Source organism: Streptomyces sp. NPDC024555, assembly GCF_055559335.1.
The window spans coordinates 139956-165633 of the sequence record NZ_JBVHKV010000002.1; the positions used below are offsets into that span (position 1 = coordinate 139956).

A 25678-nucleotide genomic window follows, 5' to 3' on the forward strand; every position below is an offset into this window, starting at 1 on the left:
CTCACCAGCCGCTCAGACCTCGAGGACCTGGCGCTTGTTGTACGTGCCGCAGCTGGGGCACGCGATGTGCTGCAGCTTCGGCTCCTGGCAACGCTCGCACGAAACCAGGGTGGGGACCGCAGCCTTCCACTGCGACCGGCGGTGGCGCGTGTTGCTGCGCGACATCTTCCGCTTCGGAACAGCCACGGCTACTTCTCCTGCTTCTCGTCGACGCCGGTGCCGGCGCCGCCCATGTTGTCCTTCTCGCCGTCCTGAATGGTCTCGGCGAGTCCTTGCAGTGCCGCCCAACGAGCGTCGACGGCATCGTGGTGGTGGCCGGGATTCTCGTCCAGCCTGACTCCGCACTCGGAGCACAGACCGGCACAGGTCTCCCTGCACACCGGCTGCATCGGCAGTGCGAGCACCACCGCATCACGCAGCACCGACTCGAGGTCGAGCAAGCCGTCCTCGAGGAAGAACCTGTCCTCGTCGTCCTCGGCGTCGTCGACCGGGGCGGCGGACTTGCCACCGTTCCGGTCATCGGCGTCAGGGTACGAGAACATTTCCTGGAAGTCCGCCTCGACCTCAAGGCTCAGCGGCTCCAGACACCTTACGCACTCCCCCTCGGCGGCCGCACGGGCGGTGCCGGTGACGAGCACACCCTCCATGACGGATTCGAGGCGGAGCTCCAGCTCCACCGGCGCGCCCTCCGGCACACCGATGACCCCGTCGATCCCGAAGTCCTTCGGGGCGTCCACCGTGCGGGTCAGCCGCTTCATGGCACCAGGACGCCGGCCCAGCTCGTGCGTATCGAACACGAGGGGGTTGCGGTGGTCGAGGTTGCCGTTCAGGGGTCTTCCTGCTTTCGGATCGTGCGCGTCAGGGGGGTGGGGGCCGACCGGTCCGGAGTCGAAGCGGGCAGCCGGGATCGCGGACATACGCGCGACCGAAGAGCCAGGATACTGGACACACCGCCCAGCTCCCAATCCGGCCCCGTTCCCCGCCCCCGTCCCGCTCCCGGGCGCCGGGGAGCGGTCAGCGCCCCTGTTCGTAGCGGCGGAGCTGGTCCAGGTCGATCATGCTGGTGTCGAAGAGGCTGGTCTCGTCCAGCGCCCCCTCGCCCTGGGGCGGGAGCTGCTGCCCGCCCTGGACCGGCTGCTGCCAGGCGTCGTAGCCGCCCTGGGCCACGGGCACGGCCTGGCCCTGGTTCGGGTCGTAGCCCTGCTGCTGGTAGGCCGCGTAGGGATCGGGCTGCTGCGGGTAGCCGTAGACGTCCTGCCGCACGGGCTCCTGGTAGGCGTCCTGCCGCTGGTCCCCGTAGACGTCCTGGGGCTGCTGGTCCCCGTAGGCGTCCTGCTGCTGGTCCTGGTAGCCGTACGTCTGCGCGTACTGCGGCTCCGGCTGCGCCCCGTACGCGGGCTCGCCCTGCCGGGGCTGCGGGAGCGGCTGTGGGGCGGCGATCTCGGCCAGCCCGGCCCAGTGGTCCTCGTCGCTGGTGCGGCCCTGGTCGCCCGCCGCGTCCTGGGCGGCGATGTGGGCGCCCAGCTCGTCCGTGGCGACCCGGCCGTGCAGCTTCTGCCGGCCCCGGCCGACGGCCTCCAGGGTCTTGGCGAGCACCGCCTCGAAGGCCCCGAGCTTGGTGTCCACGTACTCGTCGGCGCGGCGCCGGAGCGTCTCCGGGTCGGCGCTGCGCTCGGGCGCCTCGGTGAAATCGGGGTCCTCGTAGCCGTGCTCGTCGATGCCCCGGCCCCGGCCGAGCAGCTTCTCGCGGCCGCGGTCGACGGAACCGATGGTCTTGGTGAGGACGACCTCGAAGTTGGCGAGCTTGCTGTCGACGTACTCGTCCGCCTCGGAGCGAACCTCGTCGGCCTCCTGGCGGGCCTCGCCGAGGATCCGGTCGGCCTCGGCCCGCGCGCGGCGGGCGACCTCGGTGTCGGAGACGAGGGAGCCGCGCTCGGCGTGGGCCGACTCGATGATCCGTCCGGCCTCCTGGCGGGCCTGCTCGACGAGCTGCTCGTGCCCGCCGATGACCTCGGCGGCCTGGGCGAGCGAGCCGGGCAGGGCCTCGCGCACCTCTTCGAGCATCGCGAGCAGGTCGGCGCGGTTGACCACGCAGGACGCCGACATGGGCATCGACCGGGCGTTCCCGACCGCTTCGACGATCTCGTCGAGCTTCTTCTGCACGTCCACCGTGTGCTCGCCACTCTCTACTGCGGATTGGAGACGGACGGGACGACTGTACGGCCAGTCGGTGCCCGCCCGACACCGGGTGACGTGCCGTCAGGGCCTCACCGGCCGGCGAGGCGCTCCGTCAGGGCGGCGTGGACCGGGGGCGGCAGCAGGTGCGAGACGTCGCCGCCCCAGGTCGCCACCTCCTTGACCAGCGAGGACGACAGGAAGCTGTAGGTCGGATTGGTCGGCACGAAGAGCGTTTCGACGCCCGAGAGCCCGTTGTTCATCTGGGCCATCTGGAGTTCGTAGTCGAAGTCGCTGACGGCCCGCAGGCCCTTCACGATCGCCGGGATGTCGCGCTGCTTGCAGAAGTCGACCAGCAGTCCGTGGAAGGACTCGACCTGGACGTTGCCGAAGTCCGCGGTGACCTGGCGGATCAGGTCGATCCGCTCGTCGACCGTGAACAGACCCTTTTTGGACTGGTTGATCATCACCGCGACATGTACGACGTCGTACAGCTTCGAGGCGCGGCCGATGATGTCGAGATGTCCGTTGGTGATGGGGTCGAACGACCCCGGGCAGACGGCGCGGCGCAACTTGGTTCCCTCGCTCTCCGGTCCGGTCATCGTGCGTCTTCGCACGGAGCGGCGGCGCGACCGTACCAAAGCGTTCCCTCGCCGTAGCGGCGGGCCCGCAGTGGTTCGAAGCCGTCCGGCCAGCCGAATTCTCCGCCTCTGGTGCTGCGTTCCACGGTGACGAGCGCATCGTCCGCGAGCCACCCCTGGGCACGGAGTGTGAGCAGGATCTCGCCAAGATCGTCGTCCGTGACGGCGTAGGGCGGGTCGAGGAAGACGATGTCGTACGGGTCGGCCGGGGGCGGGCCTGTCACGATCTGTTCGGCTTTGCCCGCCCGGACCTCGGCGCCGGGCAGGCCCAGCGTGCGGACGTTGTCGCGGACCGTGCGGACGGCACCGGCGTCGGCCTCCACGAGCAGGGCGTGGGCGGCGCCGCGGGAGAGCGCTTCGAGGCCGACGGCCCCCGAACCGGCGTAGAGGTCGGCGATCCGCATGCCGTCGAGGGTGCCGAGGAGCGCCTGCCAGGTGGAGAACAGGCCTTCGCGCGCGCGGTCGGAGGTGGGGCGGGTGCCGGTGCCGGGCGGGACGGCCAGGCGGCGTCCGCCGGCCACGCCTGCGATCACGCGGGTCATGGGTGTCTGGTCCTCGGTTCGGGGCGGCGGGCAGGGTGCTGCGGCCGCCGTGCACCCCACGATATGGCGTCGGCGGAGGCCGGGCGCCCCGGGGCGTGTCCCCGGCCCGGAGCGTGGGGGCTGGCCCCCGTCCGGACCCCCCCGGGCCCGGTCGCGGGTCCGCCGGCACGCGCTCAGCCCTTGTCCAGGTACTCCTCGCGCTCCTTGTCGACCAGGGCGTCGAGCGCGGTGCGCAGCTCCGGCAGGTGCTCCAGCTCCGGGTCGGCGGCGACGACGGCGGCGGCCTCCTGGCGGGCGGCGGCGATGACCTCCTCGTCGTCGATGACGCTGAGGACCCGCAGTGAGGACCGCACGCCGGACTGGGCCTGGCCGAGGACGTCGCCCTCGCGGCGCTGTTCGAGGTCGATGCGGGAGAGCTCGAAGCCGTCGAGGGTGGCGGCGACGGCGGAGAGCCGGGCGCGGGCGGGGCTCGCCTCGTGGGCCTCGCTGACCAGCAGGCAGAGCCCGGGGGCGGAGCCGCGGCCGACCCGGCCGCGGAGCTGGTGGAGCTGGGAGACGCCGAAGCGGTCGGCGTCCATGATCACCATGGCGGTGGCGTTGGGGACGTTGACGCCGACCTCGATGACGGTGGTGGCGACGAGGACGTCGACGTCGCCGGCGGCGAAGCGGCGCATCACGTCGTCCTTGTCGTCCGGCTGCATCCTGCCGTGCAGCACCTCGATGCGCAGACCGTGCAGGGGGCCCTTGGCGAGCTGCTCGGCGATGTCCAGGACGGCGAGCGGGGGGCGCTTGTCCGCCGTGGCCTCCTCCTCGGCGGACTTCTTCCCCTTCTTCTTGGCCGAGTCGTCCTCGTCGTCGCCGATGCGGGGGCAGACGACATAGGCCTGGTGGCCGTTCTCCACCTCCTCGCGGACCCGTTCCCAGGCGCGGCTGAGGAAGTGGGGCTTGTCCTTGGCGGGGACGACATGGCTGGCGATGGGTGAGCGGCCGGCCGGGAGCTGGTCGAGGACGGAGGTCTCCAGGTCCCCGAAGACGGTCATGGCGACCGTCCGGGGGATGGGGGTCGCGGTCATGACGAGCAGATGGGGGGACCTCTTCTCCCCCTGGGAGTGCGCCTTGGACCGAAGGGCGTCGCGCTGTTCGACCCCGAAGCGGTGCTGCTCGTCCACGACGACCAGGCCCAGGTCGTGGAACTTGACCTTGTCCTCGATCAGCGCGTGCGTCCCGATGACGATGCCGGCCTCGCCGGTGACCAGGTCGAGCAGCGCCTGCCGGCGGGCGGCGGTCCCCATCGATCCGGTGAGCAGCACGACCTTCGTGCCCAGCTCGGCGCCGCCCAGCATGCCGCCTTCGGCCAGCTCCCCCATCATCTCGGTGACCGAGCGGTGGTGCTGCTGGGCGAGGACCTCGGTGGGGGCGAGCATCGCGGCCTGGCCGCCGGCGTCCACGACCGCGAGCATGGCGCGCAGGGCCACCATGGTCTTCCCGGAACCGACCTCCCCCTGGAGGAGGCGGTGCATGGGGTGCTCGGTGGCGAGGTCGTCGAAGATCTCCTTCGAGACCTTCCGCTGGCCGTCGGTGAGGGTGAAGGGGAGCTTGGCGTCGAAGGCGTCGAGGAGTCCGTCGGGGACGGGCCGGCGGGCGGTGGCGGGCAGCTGGGTCTCCGTGTGCCTCCGGCGGGCCAGGGCGACCTGGAGGACGAAGGCCTCGTCCCACTTCAGCCGCTCCCTGGCCTCGGCGATGTCGGCCTTGGTCTGCGGCCGGTGGATCTTCAGCAGGGCCTCGGGCAGCGCGGCGAAGCCGCGGCCCTCGCGCAGCGCCGGGGGCAGCGGGTCGACGGCCTCCCGGGCGCTGGGCAGCACGGCGTCGACCGCCTTGGCGATCCGCCAGGAGTCGAGCTGCTTGCAGGCGGGGTAGATCGGCAGCAGCCGGCCCGCGAAGGCGTCCACGGCCTCGGCGGCGCCGCTCTCGTCGGCCGGGTCGGCGTCGAGCAGCTGGTAGGTGGGGTGGGCGAGCTGCGTCTTGCGGTTGAAGACGGAGACCTTGCCGGCGAACATGGCGCGCCGGCCCGGCAGCAGCTCCTTGTGCGGTTTGTGGACGCCGTGGCCGAAGAAGACGAGCTGGAGCCGGCCGTGGCCGTCGGTGAGCGTGACTTCGAGGCGCTTGCCGCTGCCCCGGCCGCCGTTGAACGTCAGCACCCGGGCGTCGGCGACCTGGGCGACGACCGTCACGTGCTCGTCGAGCGGGAGATCGGTCAGCGCCGTGAGCCGCCCCCGCTCCTCGTACCGCCGCGGGTAGTGGTGCAGCAGATCACCGACCGTGTGCAGGTCGAGGTGCTCGGCCATCACCTTCGCGGTGGCACCGCCGAGGAGCTTCTTGAGGGGTTCGTCGAACGCAGACACGCGATCCATTGCACACCACTCCACTGACAGACGTGCCGGGGACGCCACCGGAGCCCTGCGAAACCGCTGGTCAGATTTGTCGCCCGCCCCCTAGGATCGGCTCCCACGCTCTCGTTCGCGATCGCCCCGCGGGGGATCGCCCGACCCGCGCTGTCGCAAGTCCCCCCACCGGCGCTGCGACGAATGACATCTGAGAACTCAGCGAATTCCGCGTCCTTCGACCCCGCCGCCCGGCAGCCGCACACCTTCCAGGTGGATCTGCGCGGTCTGGTCGATCTCCTCTCCCACCATCTCTACTCCTCGCCCCGCGTCTATCTGCGCGAGCTGCTGCAGAACGCCGTGGACGCCCTCACGGCCCGGCGCTCCGAACAGCCGGACGCCCCCGCGCTGGTGCGCCTGTACGCCGGGGACGGCCGGCTGCGCGTCGAGGACAGCGGCATCGGGCTGACCGAGTCCGATGTGCACAGCCTGCTCGCCACGATCGGGCGCAGTTCCAAACGGGACGGCGCCGAGGGGCTGGCCTCGGCTCGGGCGGAGTTCCTGGGCCAGTTCGGGATCGGGCTGCTCGCCTGTTTCGTGGTCGCCGCGGAGATCCGGGTGGTGAGCCGCTCGGCGCGGACGCCCGGTGCGCCGCCGGTGGAGTGGTGCGCCCGCGACGACGGTTCGTACACCGTGCGTACGCTGCCCGACGAGGCGCGTCCGGAGCCGGGCACGACGGTGCATCTGACGGCCCGGCCGGGCTCCGGCGACTGGCTGTCCGAGGAGCGGGTGCGCGCGCTGGCCCGGGACTTCGGTTCGCTGCTGCCGTACGACGTACGGGTCGGCGACGTGGCCGTCACCGATCTGCCGGCCCCGTGGGACCGCGCGCATCCGAGCCCGGCGGCGCGGCGGGTGGCGCTCGCCCGCCACTGCCACGAGCTGTTCGGCTTCTCGCCGCTCGACACCGTCGACCTGGATCTGCCGCTCGCCGGGATCCGCGGGGTGGCGTACGTGCTGCCGTCGGCGGTGAGTCCGGCGCAGCGCGCGGGCCACCGGGTCCATCTCAAGGGCATGCTGCTCACGGACCGGGCGGACGAGCTGCTGCCGGAGTGGGCGTTCTTCGTCCGGTGCGTCGTCGACACGGACACCCTGCGGCCGACGGCCTCGCGGGAGGCGCTGTACGCGGACGAGACGCTGGCCGCGGTCCGCGAGGCGCTGGGCGAGCGGATCAGGGACTGGCTGACGGGTCTGGCGGCGGGCGATCCGGAACGGCTCGCGGAGTTCCTGTCCGTGCACCATCTGGGCGTGAAGTCGCTGGCCCGGCACGACGGGGCGATGCTGCGCACGATGCTGCCGTGGCTGCCGTTCGAGACGACGGACGGCCGGCTGTCGCTGGAGGAGTTCGCCCGGCGCCATCCGGTGGTGCACTTCACCCGGTCCGTGGAGGAGTTCCGCCAGGTCGCGCCGATCGCGTCCGCGCAGGGCATCGGGGTGGTCAACGGCGGCTACACGTACGACACCGAACTGGTGGAGGCGCTGCCCTCGGCCCGGCCGGGGACGGTGGTGGCGGAGCTGGACGCGGACACCGTCACCGCGCATCTGGACGCGGTCGATCCGCAGGAGGAGCTGGCGCTGGCGCCGTTCCTGGCGGCGGCGCGGGCCCGGCTGGATCCGCTGGGCTGCGACGTGGCGCTGCGCGCCTTCCATCCGCTGACGGTGCCGGCGCTGCATCTGGACGACCGTTCGGCCCGTCACGAGCAGGCGCGGGCGGAGGCCGAGGAGCAGGCGGACGAGCTGTGGGCGGGCATTCTCGGCTCGTTGCGGGGTTCGGCGCCGCGGGCCCGGCTGGTCCTGAACCATCTCAATCCGCTGATCCGCCGGATCGGCGCGCTGGACTCCCCGGAGCTGGCGGCGACCGCCACGGAGGCGCTGTACGGGCAGGCGCTGCTGATGGCCCAGCGGCCGCTGCGGCCCGCCGACTCGGCGCTGCTGAACCGGGCCTTCGCCGGACTGCTGGAGTGGGCCGCACCCGCCGTACCGGGGAACTCCCCCGCACACCCCCAGGAGGACGGCCGATGAGCGCCGGCACCGCGACGATCCGCCAGTCCCTGCGGGAGTTGCTGGACGAGCCCGAGGGGCCCGCCCGCAACGCCCGCGCGGAGCGGCTGGTGGCCGAGGCCGAGCAGAGCGGGGACGCCCCGCTGCTGGTGGAGGCGCTGGTCCATCAGCTGCAGGTCTACAACTACAGCTCCGAGAAGGACAAGATGTTCGTCCCGTTCGCGCGGCTGCTGCGGATGTGGGACGAACGGCCGGACGACTTCGACGCGTTCATGACCCACCATCTGTTCTGGATGTTCAAGTGGGTGTCCAGTTCCATGGTCGACCAGCCGCACATCCCGCTCGCCGCCATCGAGAAGTGGCAGGCGGAGATGGCGCACCGCTACCGCCTCGCGGGCCATTCGGCGCGGGCGGTGCACCAGGGCGAGCTGGAGATCGCCCGGCATCTGGGCGACATGGAGCGGGCCGGGCGGGCGTACGACGCGTGGCAGGCCGCCGAACGCGACCGGATGGCCAACTGCCACGCGTGCGAACTGCACGAGCAGGGCGGCTGGCACGTGCTGCGGGACCGGGACGAGGAGGGGCTGGCCGCCTGGGAACCGGTGCTGGAGGGCGAGCACACCTGTGCGCACGAGCCCCACGCGGTGCTGGCCGCCTCGCTGCTGCCGCTGCTGCGGACCGGGCGGGCGGACCGGGCCAGGGCGCACCATCTGCGCGGCTACCGGCTGGTGCGGCCGATGGAGAGCATGCGGTACGCGGTCGCGCTGCACATCGAGTTCTGCGCGCTGACCGGCAACGAGGCGCGGGGGCTGGAGATCCTGGCCGAGCGTCCGGCGTACTTCACCGACGACGGCAATCCGGGCAGCCTGCTGGACTATCTGGCCGTGACGGCCGTGCTGATGGACCGGCTGGTCGCGCTGGGGCACGGGGCGCAGCCGGTGCCCGGTCCGGCCGGTACCGAGTGGACCGCCGCGACGCTGGCCGTCGAGGCCCGCGCGCGGGCGCTGGCCCTCGCCGCCCGCTTCGACGAGCGCAACGGCAACGGGTACGTGGGCGGGCAGACCCGGGAGCGGCTGGCGCGCCGGCCGCTGCTGGACCGGCTGCCGCTGGGTGTCCGGGCGGCGCGGCCTCCGGCCGCGGCCGTTCCGGCGCCCCGGCCGGAGGCGGAGCGTTCCGAGGCGCCGGCGCCGGATCTGGCCGGGCTGCTGGCCGAGGCGAAGCGGCTCTCGGACGCCCATGACCCGCAGGCCGGTCCCGCCTGGCAGGCGGTCGCGGACCGGGCCGGGGAGGACGGGGAGCCGGATCTGCTGGGCGTCCACGACCGGGCGAGCCTGGCGGACCATCTGGCGATGGACGGCGAGCGGCCGGCCGCCGAGGGCGCGGAGCTGTTCGCGACGGCGTCCCGGCTGTACGAGGAGGCGGGCGACGCCGGGGAGGCCGTGGCGGCGCTGGCCCGGCGGGCCTTCCTGCTGTCGATGGACGGCGCCGGTGACGAGGCGGCGCGGGAGATCGGGCCGCTGGTCGTCCGGGCGCTCGCGCTGCACGCGCGGGGCGCGGCCACGGCCCGGCAGGCGAGCGGGGTGCTGGTGTGCCGGGCCCGGATCGCCCGGCAGGCGCTGATGCGCGCGGAGGACGAGAAGGCCGGGGAGGCGGCGGTCGCCGCGCTCGACCGGGCGGCGCGGGAGACCCTGGAGTTCGCCGAGCCGCTGCGGGACGAGGACGGGGTGCCCTCCCGCCTCGCCGAGGTGCTGGGCTTCCTCGCGGACGTCGCCGGGTTCGGCGGCGACGGCCCCGCAGCGGCCGGGCTGTACACGCGCGCGTCCGACGAGACGGTGGCCGCGGGGCTGCCCTGGTTCGCCGTCGAGTACGAGGCGCGGGCCGGCCGGATCCAGGCGCAGCTCGGCGACCACGAGGCGGCGGAGCGTTCGGTGCGGGCGGCGCTGGAGCACGGCGGGAGCCGGCTGCCGGCGGCCGGGCGGGCCCGGCTGCTGCTCCAGCTGGCCGAGACGGTGGCGGACGCGGGCCGGTTCGGGGAGGCGACGGAGGCCGCGCTGGACGCGGCGCACTGGGCGGACGAGGGCGGGGACGAGGCGTTGGGCGTCTACGCCCGGCACCAGCTGGGCGGCTGGCTGCTGCGGCTGGGGCGGGCCGCGGAGGCGGCCGCCGTCCTGGAGTCCGTGCTGCCGGACATCGACGCCGAGGACCACGGGGAGGGCATGCTCGTCCAGACGCTGTGGTGGCTGGGCGACGGGCTGATGGCGCTCGACGAGCCCCGGGCGGCGGCCGAGCACTGGCTGCGGGCGGCCGATGTCGCCCGTGGCTGGCCGGAGCAGCACGACCACGCGATGCTCGCCCAGCTGGCCGGGCAGGCGCTCTACCGGGCCGAGCTGAATCCCGAGGCGGACCTGGCCTACACCCGCGCCGGTGAGCTGTGGCGGGAGCTGGGCGAGACGGCCCCGCTGGTCCGCACCCTGCGGGTCCGGGCCTGGATCGCGATCCGTGAGGGCCGGCCGGGGCTCGCCCCCGCCCGCGCGTTCATGGCCGAGGCCGAGCGCGTCTGCGAGGAGGCCGGACTCCGTGAGGAGCTGGCGGACACCTGCCGTCAGACGGCCGAACTGATCGCCCACGCCTGCGAGGAGGATCCGGGCGAGGCCCCGGACGACCCGGCCAGGCTGGCCTACGAGGAAGCCCTCGGCCTGGTCGACCGCGCCGTGGCCGTCCTCGCCCCGGCAGGCCCGGAGGCGACGGCGCAGCGGACCGCCGCGGAGCTGATGGCCGCCTGGCTGGAGGCCGACCTCGGCCGCCCGGAGGGCGCGCTGCGCCGGGCCGCCGCCGTCGTCGCCGCGTACGAGGGCGTCCCGCCGGACACCGACGAGACGGCGGACGCCCGGCGCGCGGAGGCGGAGTCGCTGCGGGCGTACGTGACGGGGGCGGGACGGTCCTGAGCCCGGCCCGGACAGCTCCTGGGCCCGCACCGGACGGGTCGTGGGGCCCGTCCGGAGGGGCGGGGTGCCCGGTGCGGAGCCGGCCGGGCGTCCCGCCGGCGCCGCGAGCCGCCGCACCGGGCATCGCGCTCCGGCCCTACTCCACCCCGATCAGGAGGGGCGCGCACTGGTGGCCGCCCCGGTACACCACGGTGTCGACGGCGAGATAGCCCTCGCGGACGTGCTCCTCCAGCAGGTGCGCGAGGCTGTCGGGGACGTCCTCGCCGAGGACGAGGGTGACCAGTTCGCCGCCGGCGGCGAGCATGCGGTCCAGGACCGCGCGGGCGGTGGCGGGGATGTCCTCGCCGATGACGGCGACGTCGCCGTCGATGAGGCCCAGGATGTCGCCGGCCTGGCAGATGCCGGCCATGGTCCAGGACTGCCGTTCGGCGACGGCGAGTTCGGCGTAGCGGGTGGCTCCGGCGGCGGCGGTCATGGCGACCACGTCCTCGTCGAAGCTGCGGTCCGGTTCGTGGACGGCGAGGGCGGCGATGCCCTGGACGGCGGCCCGGGTCGGGACGAGGGCGACCCGGATGCCGGCGGCCCTGGCCTGTTCGGCGGCGGCGGCCGCGGTGTGGCGCAGTTCCCCGTCGTTGGGCAGCAGCACCACCTCGCGGGCGTGCGCGCGGCGGATGGCGTCGGCGAGTTCGCCGCTGGCGAGGGGTTCGCCGGGCCGGGCGAGCACGGTGGTGGCCCCGGCCTCCGCGCAGAGGCCGGCGAGCCCGTCGCCGGGGACGACCACGACGACGGCGCGCTGGGCGGGTTCGGGGCGGGCGTGGCCGCGGTCGGCGGCGAAGTGGGTGATCCGGATGCGGTGCGGCCGGCCGGCTTCCACACCGGCCTCCACCGCCGCGCCCGCGTCGTCGACGTGGACATGGACGTTCCACAGTCCGTCGCCGCCGACGACGACGAGGGAGTCCCCGAGGGCGTCGAGCCGGGTGCGCAGCCGCTCCACGGCGGCGTCCTCGGCCTCCAGCAGGTAGATGACCTCGAAGGCCGGGCCGTCCTGCGGTCCGTCGGCCGAGGGGCAGTCCAGGACCGGGACGGGGACGGGCGCCGTCGGGGCCACCGGCTCCGGGGGCTGTCCGGTGACCGCCTCGACCAGGGCTCCGAGCACCGCGACGAGTCCGCGTCCGCCCGCGTCCACGACCCCGGCCCTGCCGAGGACCGCGAGCTGGCCGGGGGTGGCGTCCAGGGCCGTGCGGGCGCCCGCGTGGGCGGCGGTGGCCACCGCGGCGGCCGTGGCGTCGTCCGGGGTCCGCGCGGCGGCCTCCGCGGCCGCGGTGGCCACGGTGAGGACGGTGCCCTCGACGGGGTGGGCGACGGCCTCGCGGGCCGAGACGGCGGCGCGGGCCAGGGCCAGGCGCAGCGGGCCGGGTCCGGTCCCGTCGGCGAGCACCCCGGCCATGCCGCGCAGCAGCTGCGCCAGGATCGTGCCGGAGTTGCCCCGGGCGCCGATCAGCGCCCCGTGGGCCATGGCGCGCACCACGTCGGCGGTGGAGGGGGCCAGCGGTCCGGTCTCGTGGGCGGCGAAGACGGCCTCGACGGCGGCCGCCGCGGATTCCACGGTCAGATAGAGGTTGGTGCCGGTGTCGCCGTCGGCGACGGGATAGACGTTGATCGCGTCGATGGCCTCGCGTTCCCGGCCCAGCGCGTCCAGCGCCCGTGAGCACCAGGTGCGCACCGCGTCGGCGTCCAGGTCGTCCGCGGTCTGCGACACCTGATGGTCCTCCTCGAAACGCGTACCGGGGCGGCGGGCTGCACCGCAGAGTAGTCCCGGCCGGCGTCCGGCCCGGCTCCAGGGGCGGGGCGGGCGGCCGCCGAACCCATGGTAGTTTCGTATCTCCGACGCAGCCGTTGTATGCTGCTTCGGTTGCCCGACGTAAGTCGGGACATTCCCCCGGTACCGCCACTTCATCCAATGAATCCGGCGTGCCGGAATTCACTGTAAGTGCATCTGAAGTTTTGGAGTGACCCGTGGCTGCCAACTGCGACGTTTGCGGCAAGGGGCCGAGCTTCGGCAACAGCATTTCGCACTCGCACCGCCGTACGTCCCGTCGCTGGAATCCCAACATCCAGCGCGTGCGTGCCGTGGTCGGGCGGACGCCGAAGCGGCTCAACGTCTGCACCTCGTGCATCAAGGCCGGCAAGGTCGCGCGCTGACGTTCCCGTCGTAGCGCAGCCCTACCGGTTGCCCAAAAAGCCGGTCCATCTCGGTGGACCGGCTTTTTGCTGTGCGCGGATCCGGGCCCGGCCGCTCAGCGGGGGTCGCGCAGCCGCCAGGCGTGGTCGACGGGGCCGATCCCGGAGCCGAGCGGGAAGCCCGCGGCGATCGCCCCGGTGACATAGGCCTTGGCGGCCCGTACGGCCGTGGGCACGTCCTGGCCGGTGGCCAGTCCGCAGGCGATGGCGGAGGCGAGCGTGCAGCCCGTTCCGTGGGTGTGGCGGTTGTCGTGGCGGGGGGCGCGCAGCCAGTGCTCCTCGGTGCCGTCGGTGAGCAGGTCGACGGGGTCGCCCGGCAGATGCCCGCCCTTGATCACCACCCAGCGCGGCCCGTGCTCCAGCAGGGCGGCCGCGGCCCGGCGCATTCCGGCCTCGTCGGTGACGGTGATCCCGGTGAGCTGGGCCACTTCGTCGAGGTTCGGGGTGGCGACGGTGGCGACCGGCAGCAGTTTCGTACGCACCGAGTCCAGCGCCTCGGCGGCGAGCAGCGGATCCCCGTGCTTGGAGACGCCGACGGGGTCGACGACGGCCGGGGCGCCGGTCCCGGCGAGCAGCGCGGCGACGGTCTCGACCAGCTCCGCCGAGGCGAGCATGCCGGTCTTGACGGCGTCGGCCCCGATGTCGTCCATGACGCTGCGGTACTGGGCGCGCACGGCGTCCGCGGGCAGCTCCCAGGCGCCCTGGACGCCCCGTGAGTTCTGCGCGGTGACGGCGGTCAGCACGCTCGTCCCGTGGACGCCGAAGGCCAGCATGGTCTTCAGATCGGCCTGGATGCCCGCACCGCCGCCGGAATCGGATCCGGCGACGGTGAGCACACGGGGAGGCGCTGTGGAAGGTATCGGCATGGGCCGCAATCTACTGGGCGTCCTCGATGCCGCCGAAGTGGTCCCAGCCGCTGGTGCTGGTCCAGGGCGCCCCGTCGACCGTCACCTGCGGCAGCGCCGAGGGGTTGACGACCTCGCCGATCACCTTCCAGCGGGCCGGCAGCTTCACGTCCGGCGGGAACGTGGCGACGATCGCGTGGTCCTCTCCCCCGGTGAGCACCCACTGGAGCGGGTCGACGCCGACGGCCTGGCCGATGTCGGACATCTGCGAGGGGATGTCGATGGAGCCGGAGCGCAGGTCGATGCGGACCTTGCTGGCCTCGGCGATGTGTCCCAGGTCGGCGACGAGCCCGTCGCTGACGTCGGTCATCGCGGTGGCGCCGAGGCCGGCCGCCGCGGGGCCCGCGTGGTAGGGCGGTTCGGGGCGGCGGTGGGCCTCGACGAAGGCGCGGGGCGAGCGGAAGCCTCGGGAGAGCACGGCGTATCCGGCGGCGGACCAGCCGAGCCAGCCGGTGACGGCGACGACGTCGCCGGGCTGGGCGCCGGCCCGGGTGACCGGTTCGTGGTTGCGCAGATCGCCGAGCGCGGTGATCGCCACGGTGATGGTGTCGCCGCGCACCACGTCGCCGCCGACCACGGCGGCCCCGGCGACCTGGCACTCGTCACGGATGCCGTCCATCAGCTCGCCGGCCCAGGTGACCGGGAGTTCGGCCGGGGTGACCAGGCCGAGGAGCAGCGCGGTGGGCACGGCCCCCATGGCGGCGATGTCGGCGAGGTTCTGCGCGGCGGCCTTGCGGCCGACGTCGTACGCCGTCGACCAGTCGCGCCGGAAGTGCCGTCCCTCCAGCAGGATGTCCGTGCTGGCCACGACCCTGCGGTCGGGGGCGGTCACGACCGCGGCGTCGTCGCCGGGCCCCAGCCGTACCGCCGGAGTGGTGGTCAGCCGGGACGTCAGCTCCCTGATGAGGCCGAACTCCCCCAACTCGCCCACGGTTCCCTTCACCGAGTCTCACCTCTCATCGATGGGGCCGGACGGGCGTCCGGCCTGCTCCAGCGGTCCGGGTGCCCGCCCGGTCGTGGAGCGCGGTCGCCGGCGCGTACGGCCGGTCTTGCTGGTCACGGGCATGGTCCGGCCCCCGTCCGCGTCGCCGGACGCGCGGTCGCGGGCCCCGGCCGCGGTCGGTACCGTCAAGGAATACGTCAACCTGTGCGTTCCGTACGCCACGCTGTGGACGTCTTCCGGCCCCCAGGTCTCCCCGCGGCGCGCGACGACGCGATAACGTGGCGTCCCTTTCCCCCACATGATCCTCGTGGCCGCCCTGGAGGTTCCGTGGTACAGGCGTACATCCTTATTCAGACCGAGGTGGGCAAGGCGTCGACCGTCGCCGAGACCATCTCCAGGATTCCGGGAGTGATCCAGGCAGAGGACGTCACCGGCCCCTACGACGTGATCGTGCGTGCCCAGGCCGACACGGTCGATGAACTCGGACGCATGGTGGTCGCCAAGGTCCAGCAAGTGGACGGCATCACCCGAACCCTGACCTGCCCGGTCGTTCACCTGTAGCCCCCGTCTACGCTGGGCCGGTGACGTCTACCCGCCGCCGGCTCCCCCACCCCGTGCTCCTCGGTCCGTCCGCCGCCCTGGTCCTGCTGGCCGCGGCGGGCTGTTCCTCGGACCCGTCGGCGTCGGTCACGGTGCCCACTCCGTCCTCGGAAGCCGCAGCCTACTGCCGTGCCCTGCACAAGGAGCTGCCGCGTTCCGTCGCGGGGCTGGAGCGCGAGGACCCCTCGCCCCGTTCCGATCTGACGGCCGGGTGGGGGGACGGGGCGATCGTACTGCGCTGCGGTGTCCCGCGCCCCGAGAAGATGGACGACCCCCAGGCGAAGGCCGCGGAGGCGGACGGCGTCAACTGGATGCTGGAGCAGCGTGAGGACGCCGGCCCCCGGTTCACCACGACGCTGCGCAAGGCGTACGTGGAGGTCACGCTCTCCGAGGCGTACGCGCACGACGCGACGCCCCTGGCGGCGTTCGCCTCCGCGGTCAGGAAGACCGTCCCGCCCAGCCTGTAGGCGTGCGCCCGTTCGCGGGGCGCACGCCGTACAGGGGTGTCCCGCGGGTCAGCGCAGGCCGGTCGGCCGGTCCAGCGCCGCCTGGATGAGGCGGTCCACCAGCTGCTGGTAGCTGACGCCGCTCTCCTGCCACATGCGCGGGTACATGGAGATCGGGGTGAAGCCCGGCAGGGTGTTGATCTCGTTGATGACGAAGCCGCCGTCCTCGGTGAGGAAGAAGTCGGCGCGGACCAGGCCCTCGCAGGAGGCCGCCTCGAAGGCCTCGACGGCGAGCCGCTGGACCTCGGCGGTCTGTTCGGGGGTGAGCGGGGCGGGCACGATCCCGGAGGCGGCGTCGATGTACTTCGCCTCGAAGTCGTAGAAGTCGTGCGCGGTGACCGGGGGGATCTCGGCGGGCACGCTGGCGCGCGGGCCGTCCTCGAACTCCAGCACCCCGCACTCGATCTCGCGGCCGCGCAGCAGCGACTCGACGAGGAACTTGGGGTCGTGGCGGCGGGCCTCCTCGATCGCCTCGTCGAGCCCGGCGAGGTCGTCGACCTTGGTGATGCCGATGGAGGAGCCGGCGCGGGCGGGCTTCACGAAGAGCGGCCAGCCGTGCTCGCCGGCGAAGTCCACGATGCGCTTGCGGGCGGCCTGCCGGTCGTTGTCCCACTCCCGGGGGCGTACGACGACGTAGGGGCCGACGGGGAGTCCGAAGGAGGTGAAGACCCGCTTCATGTACTCCTTGTCCTGGCCGACCGCCGAGGCGAGCACCCCGGCGCCGACGTACGGCACCCCGGAGAGCTCCAGCAGGCCCTGGAGCGTGCCGTCCTCCCCGTACGGGCCGTGCAGGACGGGGAAGACGACGTCGACCTCGCCGAGCGCCTTGGGGACCGATCCGGGCTCCGTGTAGACCACTTCGCGGCTGCCGGGGTCGACGGAGAGCACGACGCCGCCGTCCTCGGACTCGGCCAGTTCGGTCACGTCCGGCATCCGCCGCTCGGTGATGGCCATGCGTTCGGGTGCGTCGGCGGTGAGCGCCCAGCGGCCGTCCGTCGTGATGCCGATCGGCAGGACGTCGTACTTCGTCCGGTCGATCGCGTTCAGGACCGCGCCGGCCGTGACCACCGAAATGCCGTGCTCGGAGCTGCGGCCGCCGAACACGACGGCCACACGCGGCTTGCGGAGCTGGTGCTCCGTGCTCTGGGGGAGGTTCTCGCTGCTCATATCGCGTTGAGCGTACCTGCTGGTACCGGTGGCGTCAGCGTGGCCGGGGCCGCCCGGGGCCGAACGGGGTCAGTGCCGTTCGGCCTTGGCGGTGCGCGACATCAGCTCCTTGACCGCGACCAGCGGCGACTTGCCCTCGTGGACGATGCCGACGACCGTCTCGGTGATGGGCATGTCGACGTTGTGGCGCCGGGCCAGGTCGAGGACCGACTCGCAGGACTTGACGCCCTCGGCGGTCTGCTTGGTGGCCGCGATGGCCTCCTGGAGCGTCATGCCCCGGCCGAGGTTGGTGCCGAAGGTGTTGTTGCGCGAGAGCGGCGAGGAGCAGGTCGCCACCAGGTCGCCGAGGCCGGCGAGGCCGGAGAAGGTCAGCGGGTCGGCGCCCATGGCGACGCCCAGCCGGATGGTCTCGGCGAGGCCGCGGGTGATGAGCGAGCCCTTGGCGTTGTCGCCGAGCCCCATGCCGTTGGCGATGCCGACGGCCAGCCCGATGACGTTCTTGACGGCGCCGCCGAGTTCGCAGCCGACCACGTCGGTGCTGGTGTAGGGGCGGAAGTACGAGGTGTGGCAGGCGGCCTGGAGGCGGCGGGCCACGGCCTCGTCCGTGCTGGCGACGACGGCGGCCGCGGGGCGGCGTTCGGCGATCTCCTTGGCGAGGTTGGGGCCGGTGACGACGGCGACCCGCTCCGGGCCGACCCCCGTGACCTCCTGGACGACCTCGCTCATCCGCTCGGCGGTGCCGAGTTCGACGCCCTTCATCAGGGAGACCAGGACCGTCTGCGGCTCCAGGTACGGCGTCCAGGCCGCGAGGTTGGCGCGCAGCGTCTGGGAGGGCACGACGAGGACCGCGAAGTCGGCGCCGCGCAGCGCCTCGGCGGCGTCCGTGGTGGCCCGGACCGACTCGGGCAGCTGGATGCCGGGGAGGTAGTCGGGGTTGGTGCGGGTGGTGTTGACGGCGTCGGCGATCTCGGCCCGGCGTCCCCAGAGGGTGACCTCGCAGCCCGCGTCCGCGAGGACCATGCCGAAGGCCGTACCCCAGGAGCCGGTTCCGAAGACGGCGGCCTTGACGGGGTGCGTCACGTGGTTCCCTCTCCTTCGGCCCTGCGCCGCTGCTCGGCGCGGGCCCTGCGGTGGTCGTACGGCTCGGCGGGGGCCTTCTCGCCGCGCACCTGCTCCAGTTGCGCGGTGATCGCCCGCATGATGACCTCGGTCACCTCGCGGAGCACCTCCGGCGTGGCCTCCCGATCGTAGAACCGGGAGAGGTCGACGGGCGGGCCCGCCTGGACCCGGAGGGTCTTGCGGGGGAAGAGCCGGACCTTCTTCTCCTTGGCGTACGGCGGCATCGCGAGGTTGGCGCCCCACTGCGCGACCGGGATCACCGGTGCGCGGGTCGTCAACGCGACGCGGGCGGCGCCGGTCTTGCCGGCCATCGGCCACATGTCGGGGTCGCGGGTGAGGGTGCCCTCGGGGTAGAAGGCGACGCACTCCCCGCGTTCGATGGCGTCGACGGCGGCCCGGAAGGCGTCCATCGCGTTCGTCGTCTCGCGGTACACCGGGATCTGGCCGGTGCCGCGCAGCATCATGCCGACGAAGGGGGCCTTGAACAGGCCCGCCTTGGCGAGGAGCCGGGGCACCCGGCCGGTGTTGTACTGGAAATGCCCGTACGACAGCGGGTCCAGGTAGGAGTTGTGATTGACCGCGGTGATGAATCCGCCGTCGGCCGGAATGTGTTCCATTCCCCGCCAGTCGCGCTTGAACAGAATCACCAGCGGCGGTTTCGCGATGACCGCCGCCAGGCGGTACCAGAAGCCGATTCTGCGGCGGGACACTCGGACACCTTCCTCTATGGCCTGACTGTGGAGCGGACTGCTGCCTGACTACCGAGGGTCAAGTCTCGCCCCAGGCCCCTGCTCTGTCGAGAACACCGTACGCCTCGCCTTCGGGACCGACCCTCCGGGTTGTCGCACCGGCAGGCGAGAATAGGCGGCCATGCGCACCGACGGGGAGACCGCCACGAACACCGACCCGACCGGCCCCTGGTCACTGGTCGTCCCGCTGAAGCCCTTGGCGCGGGCCAAGAGCAGGCTGACGCCCGCCTCGGGCCCGCTGCTGCGGCCCCGGCTGGCCCTGGCGTTCGCCCGCGACACGGTGTCCGCCGCGCTGTCCTGCCCGGCGGTGGCCGATGTGGTGGTCGTCACGGACGACGCGGCGGCCGCCGCCGCGCTGGCGGCCCTCGGGGCGCGGATCGTGCCCGATGTCCCGGCGGCGGGGCTCAACGCCGCTCTCGCGCACGGTGAGCGCGTGGTGCGGACCGGCAGGCCCCGGGCCGCGGTCGCCGCGCTGAACGCGGACCTGCCCGCGCTGCGTCCGGCGGAATTGTCCCGTGTCATCGAATTCGCCGCCGCTTTTCCGCGCGCTTTTGTGACCGATGCGGAGGGAATCGGGACGACATTTCTGTCGGCGGGCCCGGGAGTGGAATTGCGGCCCGCTTTCGGCGGTCCGTCGCGGGCCCGGCATCTGGCGTCGGGGGCTGTGGAGATCACGCTGGCGGGCATCGATTCGGTGCGCCGGGACGTGGACACCGGCGCGGACCTCCGGGCGGCGCTGGCCCTGGGGGTCGGCCCGTACACGGCGGGGCGCTGGGCCGCCGGGGTGCCGGCGGCGGACCGTCCTTAGGACCGTCCCGTACGAAAGGCTCTAGGCTTCCGTCCATGCAGGCGACCTCGTACACGTACGATCCCGAGACCCGTACCGGCAGTGTGCTGCTCGACGACGGCACCCCGGTGGACTTCGACGCCGCGGCCTTCGACGCGGGCGGGCTGCGGCTGCTGCGTCCGGGGCAGCGGGTGCGGATCGAGGGCGAGGGCGCGGGGGCGGCCCTGCGGATCACCCTGGTGACGCTCCAGACCTTCTGACCCCTGGCGGTGTCACGGGCCCGCGACGGGTCCCCGGACAGCCCGCGGGCCGGGCTCCCCCGAGGGGAGCCCGGCCCGGCGCGTGTGAGGGCCCGGTGCGGCCCGGTCTCACTTCTTGCGTGCGGTGGCCTTCTTGGCCGTGGTCTTGCGCGCCGTGGTCTTCTTCGCGGGAGCCTTCTTGGCCGTGGCCTTCTTGGCGGGCGCGGTCTTGGCGGCGGTGGCCTTCTTGGTCGCCGTGGCCTTCTTCGCCGCCGCGGGGGCCGCCTTCTTCGCGGCCGCGGTGGTCTTCTTCGCCGCCGCGGAGGTCTTCTTCGCGGTGGTCTTCTTGGCTGCCGCGGTGGTCTTCTTCACCGCGGTCACGGCCTTCTTCGCCGTGGCCTTCTTGGCGGTGGCCTTCTTCGCCGTGGCCTTCTTGGCGGCGGCCTTGGCCGTCGTCCGGGTGGAAGAACCGCCCGAGAGGCTGCCCTTGGGGGCCTTCTTCACGGCGACATCGTTCTTGGGGAGCTTCTTGGAGCCGCTCACCAGGTCCTTGAAGCCCTGTCCCGCGCGGAAGCGGGGCACCGAGGTCTTCTTGACCCGCACGCGCTCACCCGTCTGCGGGTTGCGGGCGTAGCGGGCGGGGCGGTCGACCTTCTCGAACGAGCCGAAGCCGGTGACCGAAACGCGGTCACCTGCGACGACGGCACGGACGATGGCGTCGAGCACCGCGTCCACGGCGTCCGCGGCCTGCTGACGGCCGCCGAGCTTGTCGGCAATCGCTTCTACGAGCTGGGCCTTGTTCACGTCTTCCCCTTCGGAGACATTGCCGGAACGAAACTTTCCGGCTTTTTCGCACGTTAGGCAGATATATACCGCAAATCAAACACGAAACGGGCTAATCACCCTAGTGCCGCAACGAAGTCGACCGCTGCGCAGTTCCGCAGAGTCAGCCACCTTCGGGGAATCGGCCCTCGTCGAGGTCCTTCATCAAACGGTCCAGACGCCTTGCCGCATCCGGGAGATCGTGCTTCGCCGCGGCCGTGACGACCAGCAGCTTCCGGTTCAGCGCCATCCGTACGCCCTCCGGGACTTGCAGTGCACGCACTCGGGAGTGCGCTTCCTTCAATTGGTCGGCGACGTGGCCGTAAAGCTTGAGTTGGCTGTCGCGTTCCATGCACCGATTGTGCCATCTGGGGCGAGTTGTCGCCCGACGGGGTCTCAACAAGCGACTGCGCCCCCTACCAGAAGGCAGGGGGCGCAGTCCTGGAAACGCGCTGCTCAGGCGGAAATTGTACGGGGCTTGTGGGCCGGCCTGGCCGCCTCGTAGGCCGCGATGTCCGCTTCGTTCTGCAGGGTGAGGCTGATGTCGTCGAGACCGTTCAGCAGCCGCCAGCGGGAGTTCTCGTCCAGCTCGAAGGCGGCGGTGATGTCACCGGCGACGACCTGGCGCTGCTCCAGGTCGACGGTGACCTCGGCGGTCGGGTCGGCCTCGGTGAGCTCCCAGATCGCGTCGACGACCGACTGCTCCAGGACCACGGTCAACAGGCCGTTCTTCAGCGAGTTCCCGCGGAAGATGTCGGCGAACCGGGAGGAGATGACGGCCTTGAAGCCGTAGTTCTGGAGCGCCCAGACGGCGTGCTCGCGGGACGAGCCGGTGCCGAAGTCGGGGCCGGCCACCAGGACCGTGGCGCCCTGGCGCTCCGGGCGGTTGAGGACGAAGGTCTCGTCCTTGCGCCAGGCCTCGAAGAGCCCGTCCTCGAAGCCGTCCCGGGTGACCTTCTTCAGCCAGTGGGCGGGGATGATCTGGTCGGTGTCCACGTTGCTGCGGCGCAGCGGGACGGCCCGGCCGGTGTGCGTGGTGAAAGCTTCCATGATTCTCAGACTCCGGCGGGCGTACGGGCGTCGGACAGGTCGGCCGGCGAGGCCAGATGGCCCAGCACGGCGGTGGCGGCGGCGACCTGCGGGGAGACCAGGTGCGTCCGGCCGCCCTTGCCCTGCCGGCCCTCGAAGTTGCGGTTCGAGGTGGAGGCGGAGCGCTCGCCGGGGGCCAGCTGGTCGGGGTTCATGCCGAGACACATCGAGCAGCCCGCGTGCCGCCATTCGGCGCCGGCGGCGGTGAAGACCTTGTCCAGGCCCTCCTCGACGGCCTGGAGGGCGACCCGGACCGAGCCCGGGACGACCAGCATCCGCACGCCGTCGGCGACCTTGCGGCCGTCCAGCACCGCGGCCGCGTTGCGCAGGTCCTCGATGCGGCCGTTGGTGCAGGAGCCTACGAAGACGGTGTCGACACCGATCTCGCGCAGCGGCTGTCCGGCGGTCAACCCCATGTACTCCAGGGCCTTTTCGGCGGCGGTGCGCTCCGAGGCGTCCTCGTACGAAGCCGGGTCGGGGACGACGGCCGACAGCGGCGCGCCCTGGCCCGGGTTGGTGCCCCAGGTGACGAACGGCGAGAGCGCGGCGGCGTCGATGACGACCTCGGCGTCGAAGACCGCGTCCTCGTCCGTGCGCAGCGTCTTCCAGTACGCGACGGCCTCGTCCCAGTCCGCGCCCTGCGGCGCGTGGTCACGGCCGCGCAGGTAGTCGAAGGTGGTCGCGTCGGGGGCGATCATGCCCGCCCGCGCACCGGCCTCGATCGACATGTTGCAGATGGTCATCCGGGCCTCCATCGAGAGTTTCTCGATGGCGGAGCCGCGGTACTCCAGGATGTAGCCCTGGCCGCCGCCGGTGCCGATCCGGGCGATGATCGCGAGGATCAGGTCCTTGGCGGTGACGCCCTCGGGCAGTTCGCCGTCGACGGTGATGGCCATCGTCTTCGGGCGGGCCAGCGGCAGCGTCTGGGTCGCCAGCACGTGCTCGACCTGGCTGGTGCCGATGCCGAACGCCAGGGCGCCGAAGGCGCCGTGCGTGGACGTGTGGGAGTCGCCGCAGACCACCGTGGTGCCGGGCTGGGTCAGACCCAGCTGCGGGCCGACCACGTGGACCACACCCTGCTCGACGTCGCCCAGCGGGTGCAGCCGGACGCCGAACTCCGCGCAGTTCTTGCGCAGCGTCTCCAGCTGGGCGCGGGAGACCGGGTCGGCGATCGGCTTGTCGATGTCGAGGGTCGGGGTGTTGTGGTCCTCGGTGGCGATGGTGAGGTCGAGGCGCCGCACCGGGCGTCCGGCCTGCCGCAGACCGTCGAAGGCCTGCGGACTGGTCACCTCGTGCAGCAGGTGCAGATCGATGAAGAGGAGGTCGGGCTCGCCCTCGGCGCGCCGGACGACGTGGTCGTCCCAAACCTTCTCCGCGAGTGTCCTACCCATCGCTTTCCCTCCGGCCGGCGTCTTCGCCGGCCCAACTAGAGATTCGGTGCGCCCCCGTCCGGACCCCCGTGCGGGGCGGTGGCTACGGGCCGTTGTGGGGCCGCCGGTACAGGTTCGCAACTTCCCGGGAAAATTGAACTTGCGTTTCACAGAGTGAGACGCGAGTATCGTCGTATGGACAACTCTAGCGGCGTCGGCGTTCTCGACAAGGCGGCTCTGGTATTGAGCGCCCTGGAGTCCGGACCGGCCACCCTCGCCGGGCTGGTCGCGGCGACCGGGCTCGCACGACCCACGGCCCACCGGCTGGCCGTGGCACTCGAACATCACCGCATGGTGGCGAGAGACATGCAGGGGAGATTCATTCTCGGCCCCCGCCTGTCGGAACTCGCGGCGGCGGCGGGCGAGGACCGGCTCCTGGCCACGGCCGGACCGGTGCTCACCCACCTGCGCGACATCACCGGCGAGAGCGCCCAGCTCTACCGCCGGCAGGGCGACATGCGGATCTGCGTGGCAGCGGCGGAACGGCTGTCCGGACTGCGGGACACCGTCCCGGTCGGCTCCACGCTCACGATGAAGGCCGGCTCCTCGGCCCAGATCCTGATGGCCTGGGAGGAGCCGGAGCGCCTGCACCGCGGTCTCCAGGGCGCCCGCTTCACGGCGACGGCGCTCTCCGGTGTGCGCCGCCGGGGCTGGGCCCAGTCGATCGGTGAGCGCGAACCGGGCGTCGCCTCGGTCTCCGCCCCCGTGCGCGGTCCGTCGAACCGGGTGGTCGCGGCGGTGTCGGTCTCCGGGCCGATCGAGCGGCTCACCCGCCACCCGGGCCGGATGCACGCCCAGGCCGTCATCGACTCGGCCGCCCGGCTCAGCGAGGCGCTGCGCCGCTCCGGCTGAGCCCGCGCGCCCGCCCCTTCTCCTCCAGAGGCCGCCCCAGCGTCGTGGCGGCCCCCTCCTCGCACAGAACCCCGCCGTGCCTCACCGTGCCGGCGAGCGGTGCGCGAGACGGTCCGCCGCCCGGCGGCCCCGCCCCTCGATCGGCAGCGAGCCGGTCGCCGCGGCCAGTCCATACGCCGGCATATCCGCGTAGATGGACTCGTAGCCGCCCTCGGGCACGATGTAGGTCTCGTGCCACAGTCCCACGTGCTGCCGGGACTTCTTCTCCTTGCGGTTGATCATCGCCCACGCCTTGCGGTGCAGCATGTCCGGCGCCGTCGCGTACGCGTACAGCTTCTCCTTGGACTCCCAGTACTGGACGACGTAGTACGTCCTCGGGGAGCCGGTCAGCAGCTGGTAGCCGAGCAGCCCCCGGCTCCGGTCCCGGCTCAACTCCCGCAGCATGCGCGGCATGGCGAACAGCACCGGCAGCCAGTGGTGCACGCCCCGGAAGTGGTTGATGCGCATCCCGATGAGGAGGACGACCACGTCCCCCTCGGCCGCCGCGGTCGTCCGTCCCGGTATCGGTTTCGCGAACATGTGATCCCCTTGGCTCGTTGGAGAGTTGCGCTATCCAATGATTGGATCGTGGCACCGCCCCCGGGGCGGCGCAAGGGAGGGAACGGAATGCGGCTCTCGGAACTGAGCGGGCGCAGCGGTGTGAGCACCGCGACGATCAAGTACTACCTGCGGGAGGGGCTGTTGCCCGCGGGGCGGCGGGTGAGCGCGACCCAGGCCGAGTACGACGAGAGCCATGTGCGCCGGCTGCGGCTGATCCGGGCGCTCCTCCAGGTGGGCCGGCTCCCGGTGGCCACGGCCCGGGAGGTGCTGCACCACGCCGACGACGCCTCCCTGGGCCGCACCATGCGGCTCGGCGCGGCCCTCTGGGCGCTGCCGCACGGCCCCGACGCGGACGAGGAGGCCCCGGAGACGGCGGCGGCCGCCGCGGAGGTGGACCGGCTCCTGGAGGCCCTGGGCTGGTCGACCGCGCGGGAGATCGGCGCCCTCTCCCCCTCGCACCGCTCCCTGGTGGCCTCGCTGGCCACCCTGCTCCGGCTCGGCTATCCGTGCCCCGAGGACCAGCTCGCGGAGTACGCCCGGCTGATGCACGCGGCGGCGGTGCGCGATCTGGACCTGATGGAGAGCCATCCCACGGAGACGGAACAGGTGGAGATGGCGGTCGCCGCGGCCGTGCTGTACGAACCGGTCCTCACGGCGCTGCGCCGGCTGGCCCAGGAGGAGGAGTCGGCCCGGCGCTACGGTCTGTGATCCCCGCCTCCCGGCGGCCGCCCGGTCTCCGGGTCGCCCCTCGCCGGGCCGGACAGGCGAAAGGCCCCTCACCGAGGTGAAGGGCCTTCGCGTTCTTCTCTGTTGTACCCCCGACCGGATTTGAACCGGCGCTACTGCCGTGAGAGGGCAGCGTGCTAGGCCGCTACACAACGGGGGCT

General features: G+C 72.8%; 26 protein-coding genes and 1 tRNA gene. 9 read left to right on the forward strand and 18 right to left on the reverse strand.

What is annotated here, in order from left to right; genetic code table 11:
- Positions 1–12: 12 nt before the first annotated feature.
- The 6 genes from rpmF to recG all read right to left on the reverse strand — a co-directional run bounded on the left by rpmF (position 13) and on the right by recG (position 5769).
- Entirely contained in the window at positions 13–186 is a 174-nt protein-coding gene (gene rpmF, locus ACZ4FH_RS03260; RefSeq protein WP_003965982.1) for a 50S ribosomal protein L32, read from the reverse strand.
- Positions 187–188: 2 nt separating this feature from the next.
- Positions 189–797, reverse strand: coding sequence for a YceD family protein (locus ACZ4FH_RS03265; protein ID WP_383644594.1), 609 nt, complete (start codon positions 795–797; stop codon positions 189–191).
- Between the two features lie 217 nt (positions 798–1014).
- Complete coding sequence (locus ACZ4FH_RS03270) at positions 1015–2169, reverse strand: ATP synthase subunit B family protein (RefSeq protein ID WP_467301885.1); 1155 nt, start codon at positions 2167–2169, stop codon at positions 1015–1017.
- A gap of 98 nt (positions 2170–2267) precedes the next feature.
- Complete coding sequence (gene coaD / locus ACZ4FH_RS03275; RefSeq protein WP_467302415.1) at positions 2268–2747, reverse strand: pantetheine-phosphate adenylyltransferase; 480 nt, start codon at positions 2745–2747, stop codon at positions 2268–2270.
- 26 nt (positions 2748–2773) lie between these two features.
- Positions 2774–3358, reverse strand: coding sequence for a 16S rRNA (guanine(966)-N(2))-methyltransferase RsmD (gene rsmD, locus ACZ4FH_RS03280; RefSeq protein ID WP_383644293.1), 585 nt, complete (start codon positions 3356–3358; stop codon positions 2774–2776).
- Positions 3359–3531: 173 nt separating this feature from the next.
- Positions 3532–5769, reverse strand: coding sequence for an ATP-dependent DNA helicase RecG (gene recG, locus ACZ4FH_RS03285; RefSeq protein WP_467301887.1), 2238 nt, complete (start codon positions 5767–5769; stop codon positions 3532–3534).
- Between the two features lie 174 nt (positions 5770–5943).
- On the opposite strand from recG, the gene ACZ4FH_RS03290 reads away from it, so the two are divergent.
- Both ACZ4FH_RS03290 and ACZ4FH_RS03295 read left to right on the forward strand, forming a co-directional pair.
- Positions 5944–7818, forward strand: a complete 1875-nt coding sequence (locus tag ACZ4FH_RS03290; protein WP_467301888.1) for an HSP90 family protein — start codon at positions 5944–5946, stop codon at positions 7816–7818.
- The gene (locus ACZ4FH_RS03295) at positions 7815–10742 is read left to right on the forward strand and encodes a tetratricopeptide repeat protein (RefSeq protein WP_467301890.1); all 2928 of its coding nucleotides are present in this window, start codon (positions 7815–7817) and stop codon (positions 10740–10742) included. The genes ACZ4FH_RS03290 and ACZ4FH_RS03295 overlap by 4 nt, the downstream gene beginning before the upstream one ends.
- Before the next feature lie 136 nt (positions 10743–10878).
- Here ACZ4FH_RS03295 and ACZ4FH_RS03300 read toward each other — a convergent pair whose 3' ends face one another.
- Positions 10879–12501, reverse strand: a complete 1623-nt coding sequence (locus ACZ4FH_RS03300) for a DAK2 domain-containing protein (protein WP_467301891.1) — start codon at positions 12499–12501, stop codon at positions 10879–10881.
- Between the two features lie 257 nt (positions 12502–12758).
- Here ACZ4FH_RS03300 and rpmB point away from each other — a divergent pair, with 257 nt between their 5' ends.
- Positions 12759–12944, forward strand: a complete 186-nt coding sequence (gene rpmB / locus ACZ4FH_RS03305) for a 50S ribosomal protein L28 (RefSeq protein WP_003965989.1) — start codon at positions 12759–12761, stop codon at positions 12942–12944.
- A gap of 95 nt (positions 12945–13039) precedes the next feature.
- Here the strand turns inward: rpmB and thiD are convergent, their stop codons facing one another.
- Complete coding sequence (gene thiD / locus ACZ4FH_RS03310) at positions 13040–13849, reverse strand: bifunctional hydroxymethylpyrimidine kinase/phosphomethylpyrimidine kinase (protein ID WP_467301892.1); 810 nt, start codon at positions 13847–13849, stop codon at positions 13040–13042.
- Between the two features lie 10 nt (positions 13850–13859).
- On the reverse strand, positions 13860–14831 hold the full coding sequence (locus tag ACZ4FH_RS03315) for a thiamine-phosphate kinase (RefSeq protein WP_467301893.1): 972 nt from the start codon (positions 14829–14831) through the stop codon (positions 13860–13862).
- Between the two features lie 327 nt (positions 14832–15158).
- On the opposite strand from ACZ4FH_RS03315, the gene ACZ4FH_RS03320 reads away from it, so the two are divergent.
- Positions 15159–15392: an Lrp/AsnC family transcriptional regulator gene (locus tag ACZ4FH_RS03320; protein ID WP_383644314.1), complete on the forward strand. Its 234-nt coding sequence runs from the start codon at positions 15159–15161 to the stop codon at positions 15390–15392.
- Between the two features lie 20 nt (positions 15393–15412).
- A complete protein-coding gene (locus ACZ4FH_RS03325; protein WP_467301894.1) occupies positions 15413–15898 on the forward strand; it encodes a DUF3515 domain-containing protein in 486 nt (161 codons plus the stop codon).
- A 48-nt stretch (positions 15899–15946) separates the two neighbouring features.
- On the opposite strand, the gene ACZ4FH_RS03330 is transcribed toward ACZ4FH_RS03325, so the two are convergent.
- The 3 genes from ACZ4FH_RS03330 to ACZ4FH_RS03340 all read right to left on the reverse strand — a co-directional run bounded on the left by ACZ4FH_RS03330 (position 15947) and on the right by ACZ4FH_RS03340 (position 18933).
- The gene (locus ACZ4FH_RS03330) at positions 15947–17104 is read right to left on the reverse strand and encodes a D-alanine--D-alanine ligase family protein (RefSeq protein ID WP_467301895.1); all 1158 of its coding nucleotides are present in this window, start codon (positions 17102–17104) and stop codon (positions 15947–15949) included.
- A 69-nt stretch (positions 17105–17173) separates the two neighbouring features.
- Positions 17174–18184 carry an NAD(P)H-dependent glycerol-3-phosphate dehydrogenase gene (locus ACZ4FH_RS03335; protein WP_385115136.1) on the reverse strand — a complete coding sequence of 337 codons (1011 nt, stop codon included), beginning with the start codon at positions 18182–18184 and terminating at the stop codon, positions 17174–17176.
- Complete coding sequence (locus tag ACZ4FH_RS03340) at positions 18181–18933, reverse strand: lysophospholipid acyltransferase family protein (protein WP_467301897.1); 753 nt, start codon at positions 18931–18933, stop codon at positions 18181–18183. Before ACZ4FH_RS03340 ends, ACZ4FH_RS03335 begins: the two co-directional genes overlap by 4 nt.
- Before the next feature lie 160 nt (positions 18934–19093).
- Between ACZ4FH_RS03340 and cofC the strand changes: the two genes are divergently transcribed.
- Together cofC and ACZ4FH_RS03350 are read left to right on the forward strand one after the other, a co-directional pair.
- On the forward strand, positions 19094–19780 hold the full coding sequence (cofC, locus tag ACZ4FH_RS03345; RefSeq protein WP_467301899.1) for a 2-phospho-L-lactate guanylyltransferase: 687 nt from the start codon (positions 19094–19096) through the stop codon (positions 19778–19780).
- A 35-nt stretch (positions 19781–19815) separates the two neighbouring features.
- A complete protein-coding gene (locus ACZ4FH_RS03350) occupies positions 19816–20019 on the forward strand; it encodes a hypothetical protein (protein WP_383644332.1) in 204 nt (67 codons plus the stop codon).
- 108 nt (positions 20020–20127) lie between these two features.
- Here ACZ4FH_RS03350 and ACZ4FH_RS03355 read toward each other — a convergent pair whose 3' ends face one another.
- The 4 genes from ACZ4FH_RS03355 to leuC form a co-directional block, all read right to left on the reverse strand.
- The gene (locus tag ACZ4FH_RS03355; RefSeq protein WP_467301901.1) at positions 20128–20802 is read right to left on the reverse strand and encodes an HU family DNA-binding protein; all 675 of its coding nucleotides are present in this window, start codon (positions 20800–20802) and stop codon (positions 20128–20130) included.
- 142 nt (positions 20803–20944) lie between these two features.
- Entirely contained in the window at positions 20945–21172 is a 228-nt protein-coding gene (locus tag ACZ4FH_RS03360; protein WP_383644338.1) for an SCO5555 family protein, read from the reverse strand.
- Between the two features lie 104 nt (positions 21173–21276).
- Entirely contained in the window at positions 21277–21870 is a 594-nt protein-coding gene (gene leuD, locus ACZ4FH_RS03365) for a 3-isopropylmalate dehydratase small subunit (RefSeq protein ID WP_467301903.1), read from the reverse strand.
- 5 nt (positions 21871–21875) lie between these two features.
- Positions 21876–23300 (reverse strand): 3-isopropylmalate dehydratase large subunit, encoded by a 1425-nt coding sequence (gene leuC / locus ACZ4FH_RS03370; RefSeq protein WP_467301905.1) that lies wholly within the window; start codon positions 23298–23300, stop codon positions 21876–21878.
- Between the two features lie 174 nt (positions 23301–23474).
- Here leuC and ndgR point away from each other — a divergent pair, with 174 nt between their 5' ends.
- A complete protein-coding gene (gene ndgR, locus ACZ4FH_RS03375) occupies positions 23475–24191 on the forward strand; it encodes an IclR family transcriptional regulator NdgR (RefSeq protein ID WP_026237628.1) in 717 nt (238 codons plus the stop codon).
- 81 nt (positions 24192–24272) lie between these two features.
- Here ndgR and ACZ4FH_RS03380 read toward each other — a convergent pair whose 3' ends face one another.
- Positions 24273–24770: a DUF4188 domain-containing protein gene (locus ACZ4FH_RS03380; RefSeq protein ID WP_385115129.1), complete on the reverse strand. Its 498-nt coding sequence runs from the start codon at positions 24768–24770 to the stop codon at positions 24273–24275.
- Between the two features lie 87 nt (positions 24771–24857).
- On the opposite strand from ACZ4FH_RS03380, the gene ACZ4FH_RS03385 reads away from it, so the two are divergent.
- Positions 24858–25499, forward strand: a complete 642-nt coding sequence (locus ACZ4FH_RS03385) for a MerR family transcriptional regulator (protein WP_467301907.1) — start codon at positions 24858–24860, stop codon at positions 25497–25499.
- 105 nt (positions 25500–25604) lie between these two features.
- Here ACZ4FH_RS03385 and ACZ4FH_RS03390 read toward each other — a convergent pair.
- Positions 25605–25677, reverse strand: a tRNA-Glu gene (locus ACZ4FH_RS03390).
- Between the last annotated feature and the right edge of the window lies 1 nt (position 25678).

Excerpts from the sequence above, each read along its gene's own strand:
- rsmD (WP_383644293.1), bottom strand. The coding sequence starts at position 3,358 with ATGACCCGCGTGATCGCAGGCGTGGCCGGCGGACGCCGCCTGGCCGTC.
- ACZ4FH_RS03350 (WP_383644332.1), top strand. The coding sequence starts at position 19,816 with ATGCAGGCGACCTCGTACACGTACGATCCCGAGACCCGTACCGGCAGT.
- ACZ4FH_RS03330 (WP_467301895.1), bottom strand. The coding sequence starts at position 17,104 with ATGAGCAGCGAGAACCTCCCCCAGAGCACGGAGCACCAGCTCCGCAAG.
- ACZ4FH_RS03290 (WP_467301888.1), top strand. The coding sequence starts at position 5,944 with ATGACATCTGAGAACTCAGCGAATTCCGCGTCCTTCGACCCCGCCGCC.
- recG (WP_467301887.1), bottom strand. The coding sequence starts at position 5,769 with ATGGATCGCGTGTCTGCGTTCGACGAACCCCTCAAGAAGCTCCTCGGC.
- ACZ4FH_RS03380 (WP_385115129.1), bottom strand. The coding sequence starts at position 24,770 with ATGTTCGCGAAACCGATACCGGGACGGACGACCGCGGCGGCCGAGGGG.
- leuC (WP_467301905.1), bottom strand. The coding sequence starts at position 23,300 with ATGGGTAGGACACTCGCGGAGAAGGTTTGGGACGACCACGTCGTCCGG.
- ACZ4FH_RS03385 (WP_467301907.1), top strand. The coding sequence starts at position 24,858 with ATGCGGCTCTCGGAACTGAGCGGGCGCAGCGGTGTGAGCACCGCGACG.
- ndgR (WP_026237628.1), top strand. The coding sequence starts at position 23,475 with ATGGACAACTCTAGCGGCGTCGGCGTTCTCGACAAGGCGGCTCTGGTA.
- thiD (WP_467301892.1), bottom strand. The coding sequence starts at position 13,849 with ATGCCGATACCTTCCACAGCGCCTCCCCGTGTGCTCACCGTCGCCGGA.
- ACZ4FH_RS03295 (WP_467301890.1), top strand. The coding sequence starts at position 7,815 with ATGAGCGCCGGCACCGCGACGATCCGCCAGTCCCTGCGGGAGTTGCTG.
- leuD (WP_467301903.1), bottom strand. The coding sequence starts at position 21,870 with ATGGAAGCTTTCACCACGCACACCGGCCGGGCCGTCCCGCTGCGCCGC.
- cofC (WP_467301899.1), top strand. The coding sequence starts at position 19,094 with ATGCGCACCGACGGGGAGACCGCCACGAACACCGACCCGACCGGCCCC.
- ACZ4FH_RS03360 (WP_383644338.1), bottom strand. The coding sequence starts at position 21,172 with ATGGAACGCGACAGCCAACTCAAGCTTTACGGCCACGTCGCCGACCAA.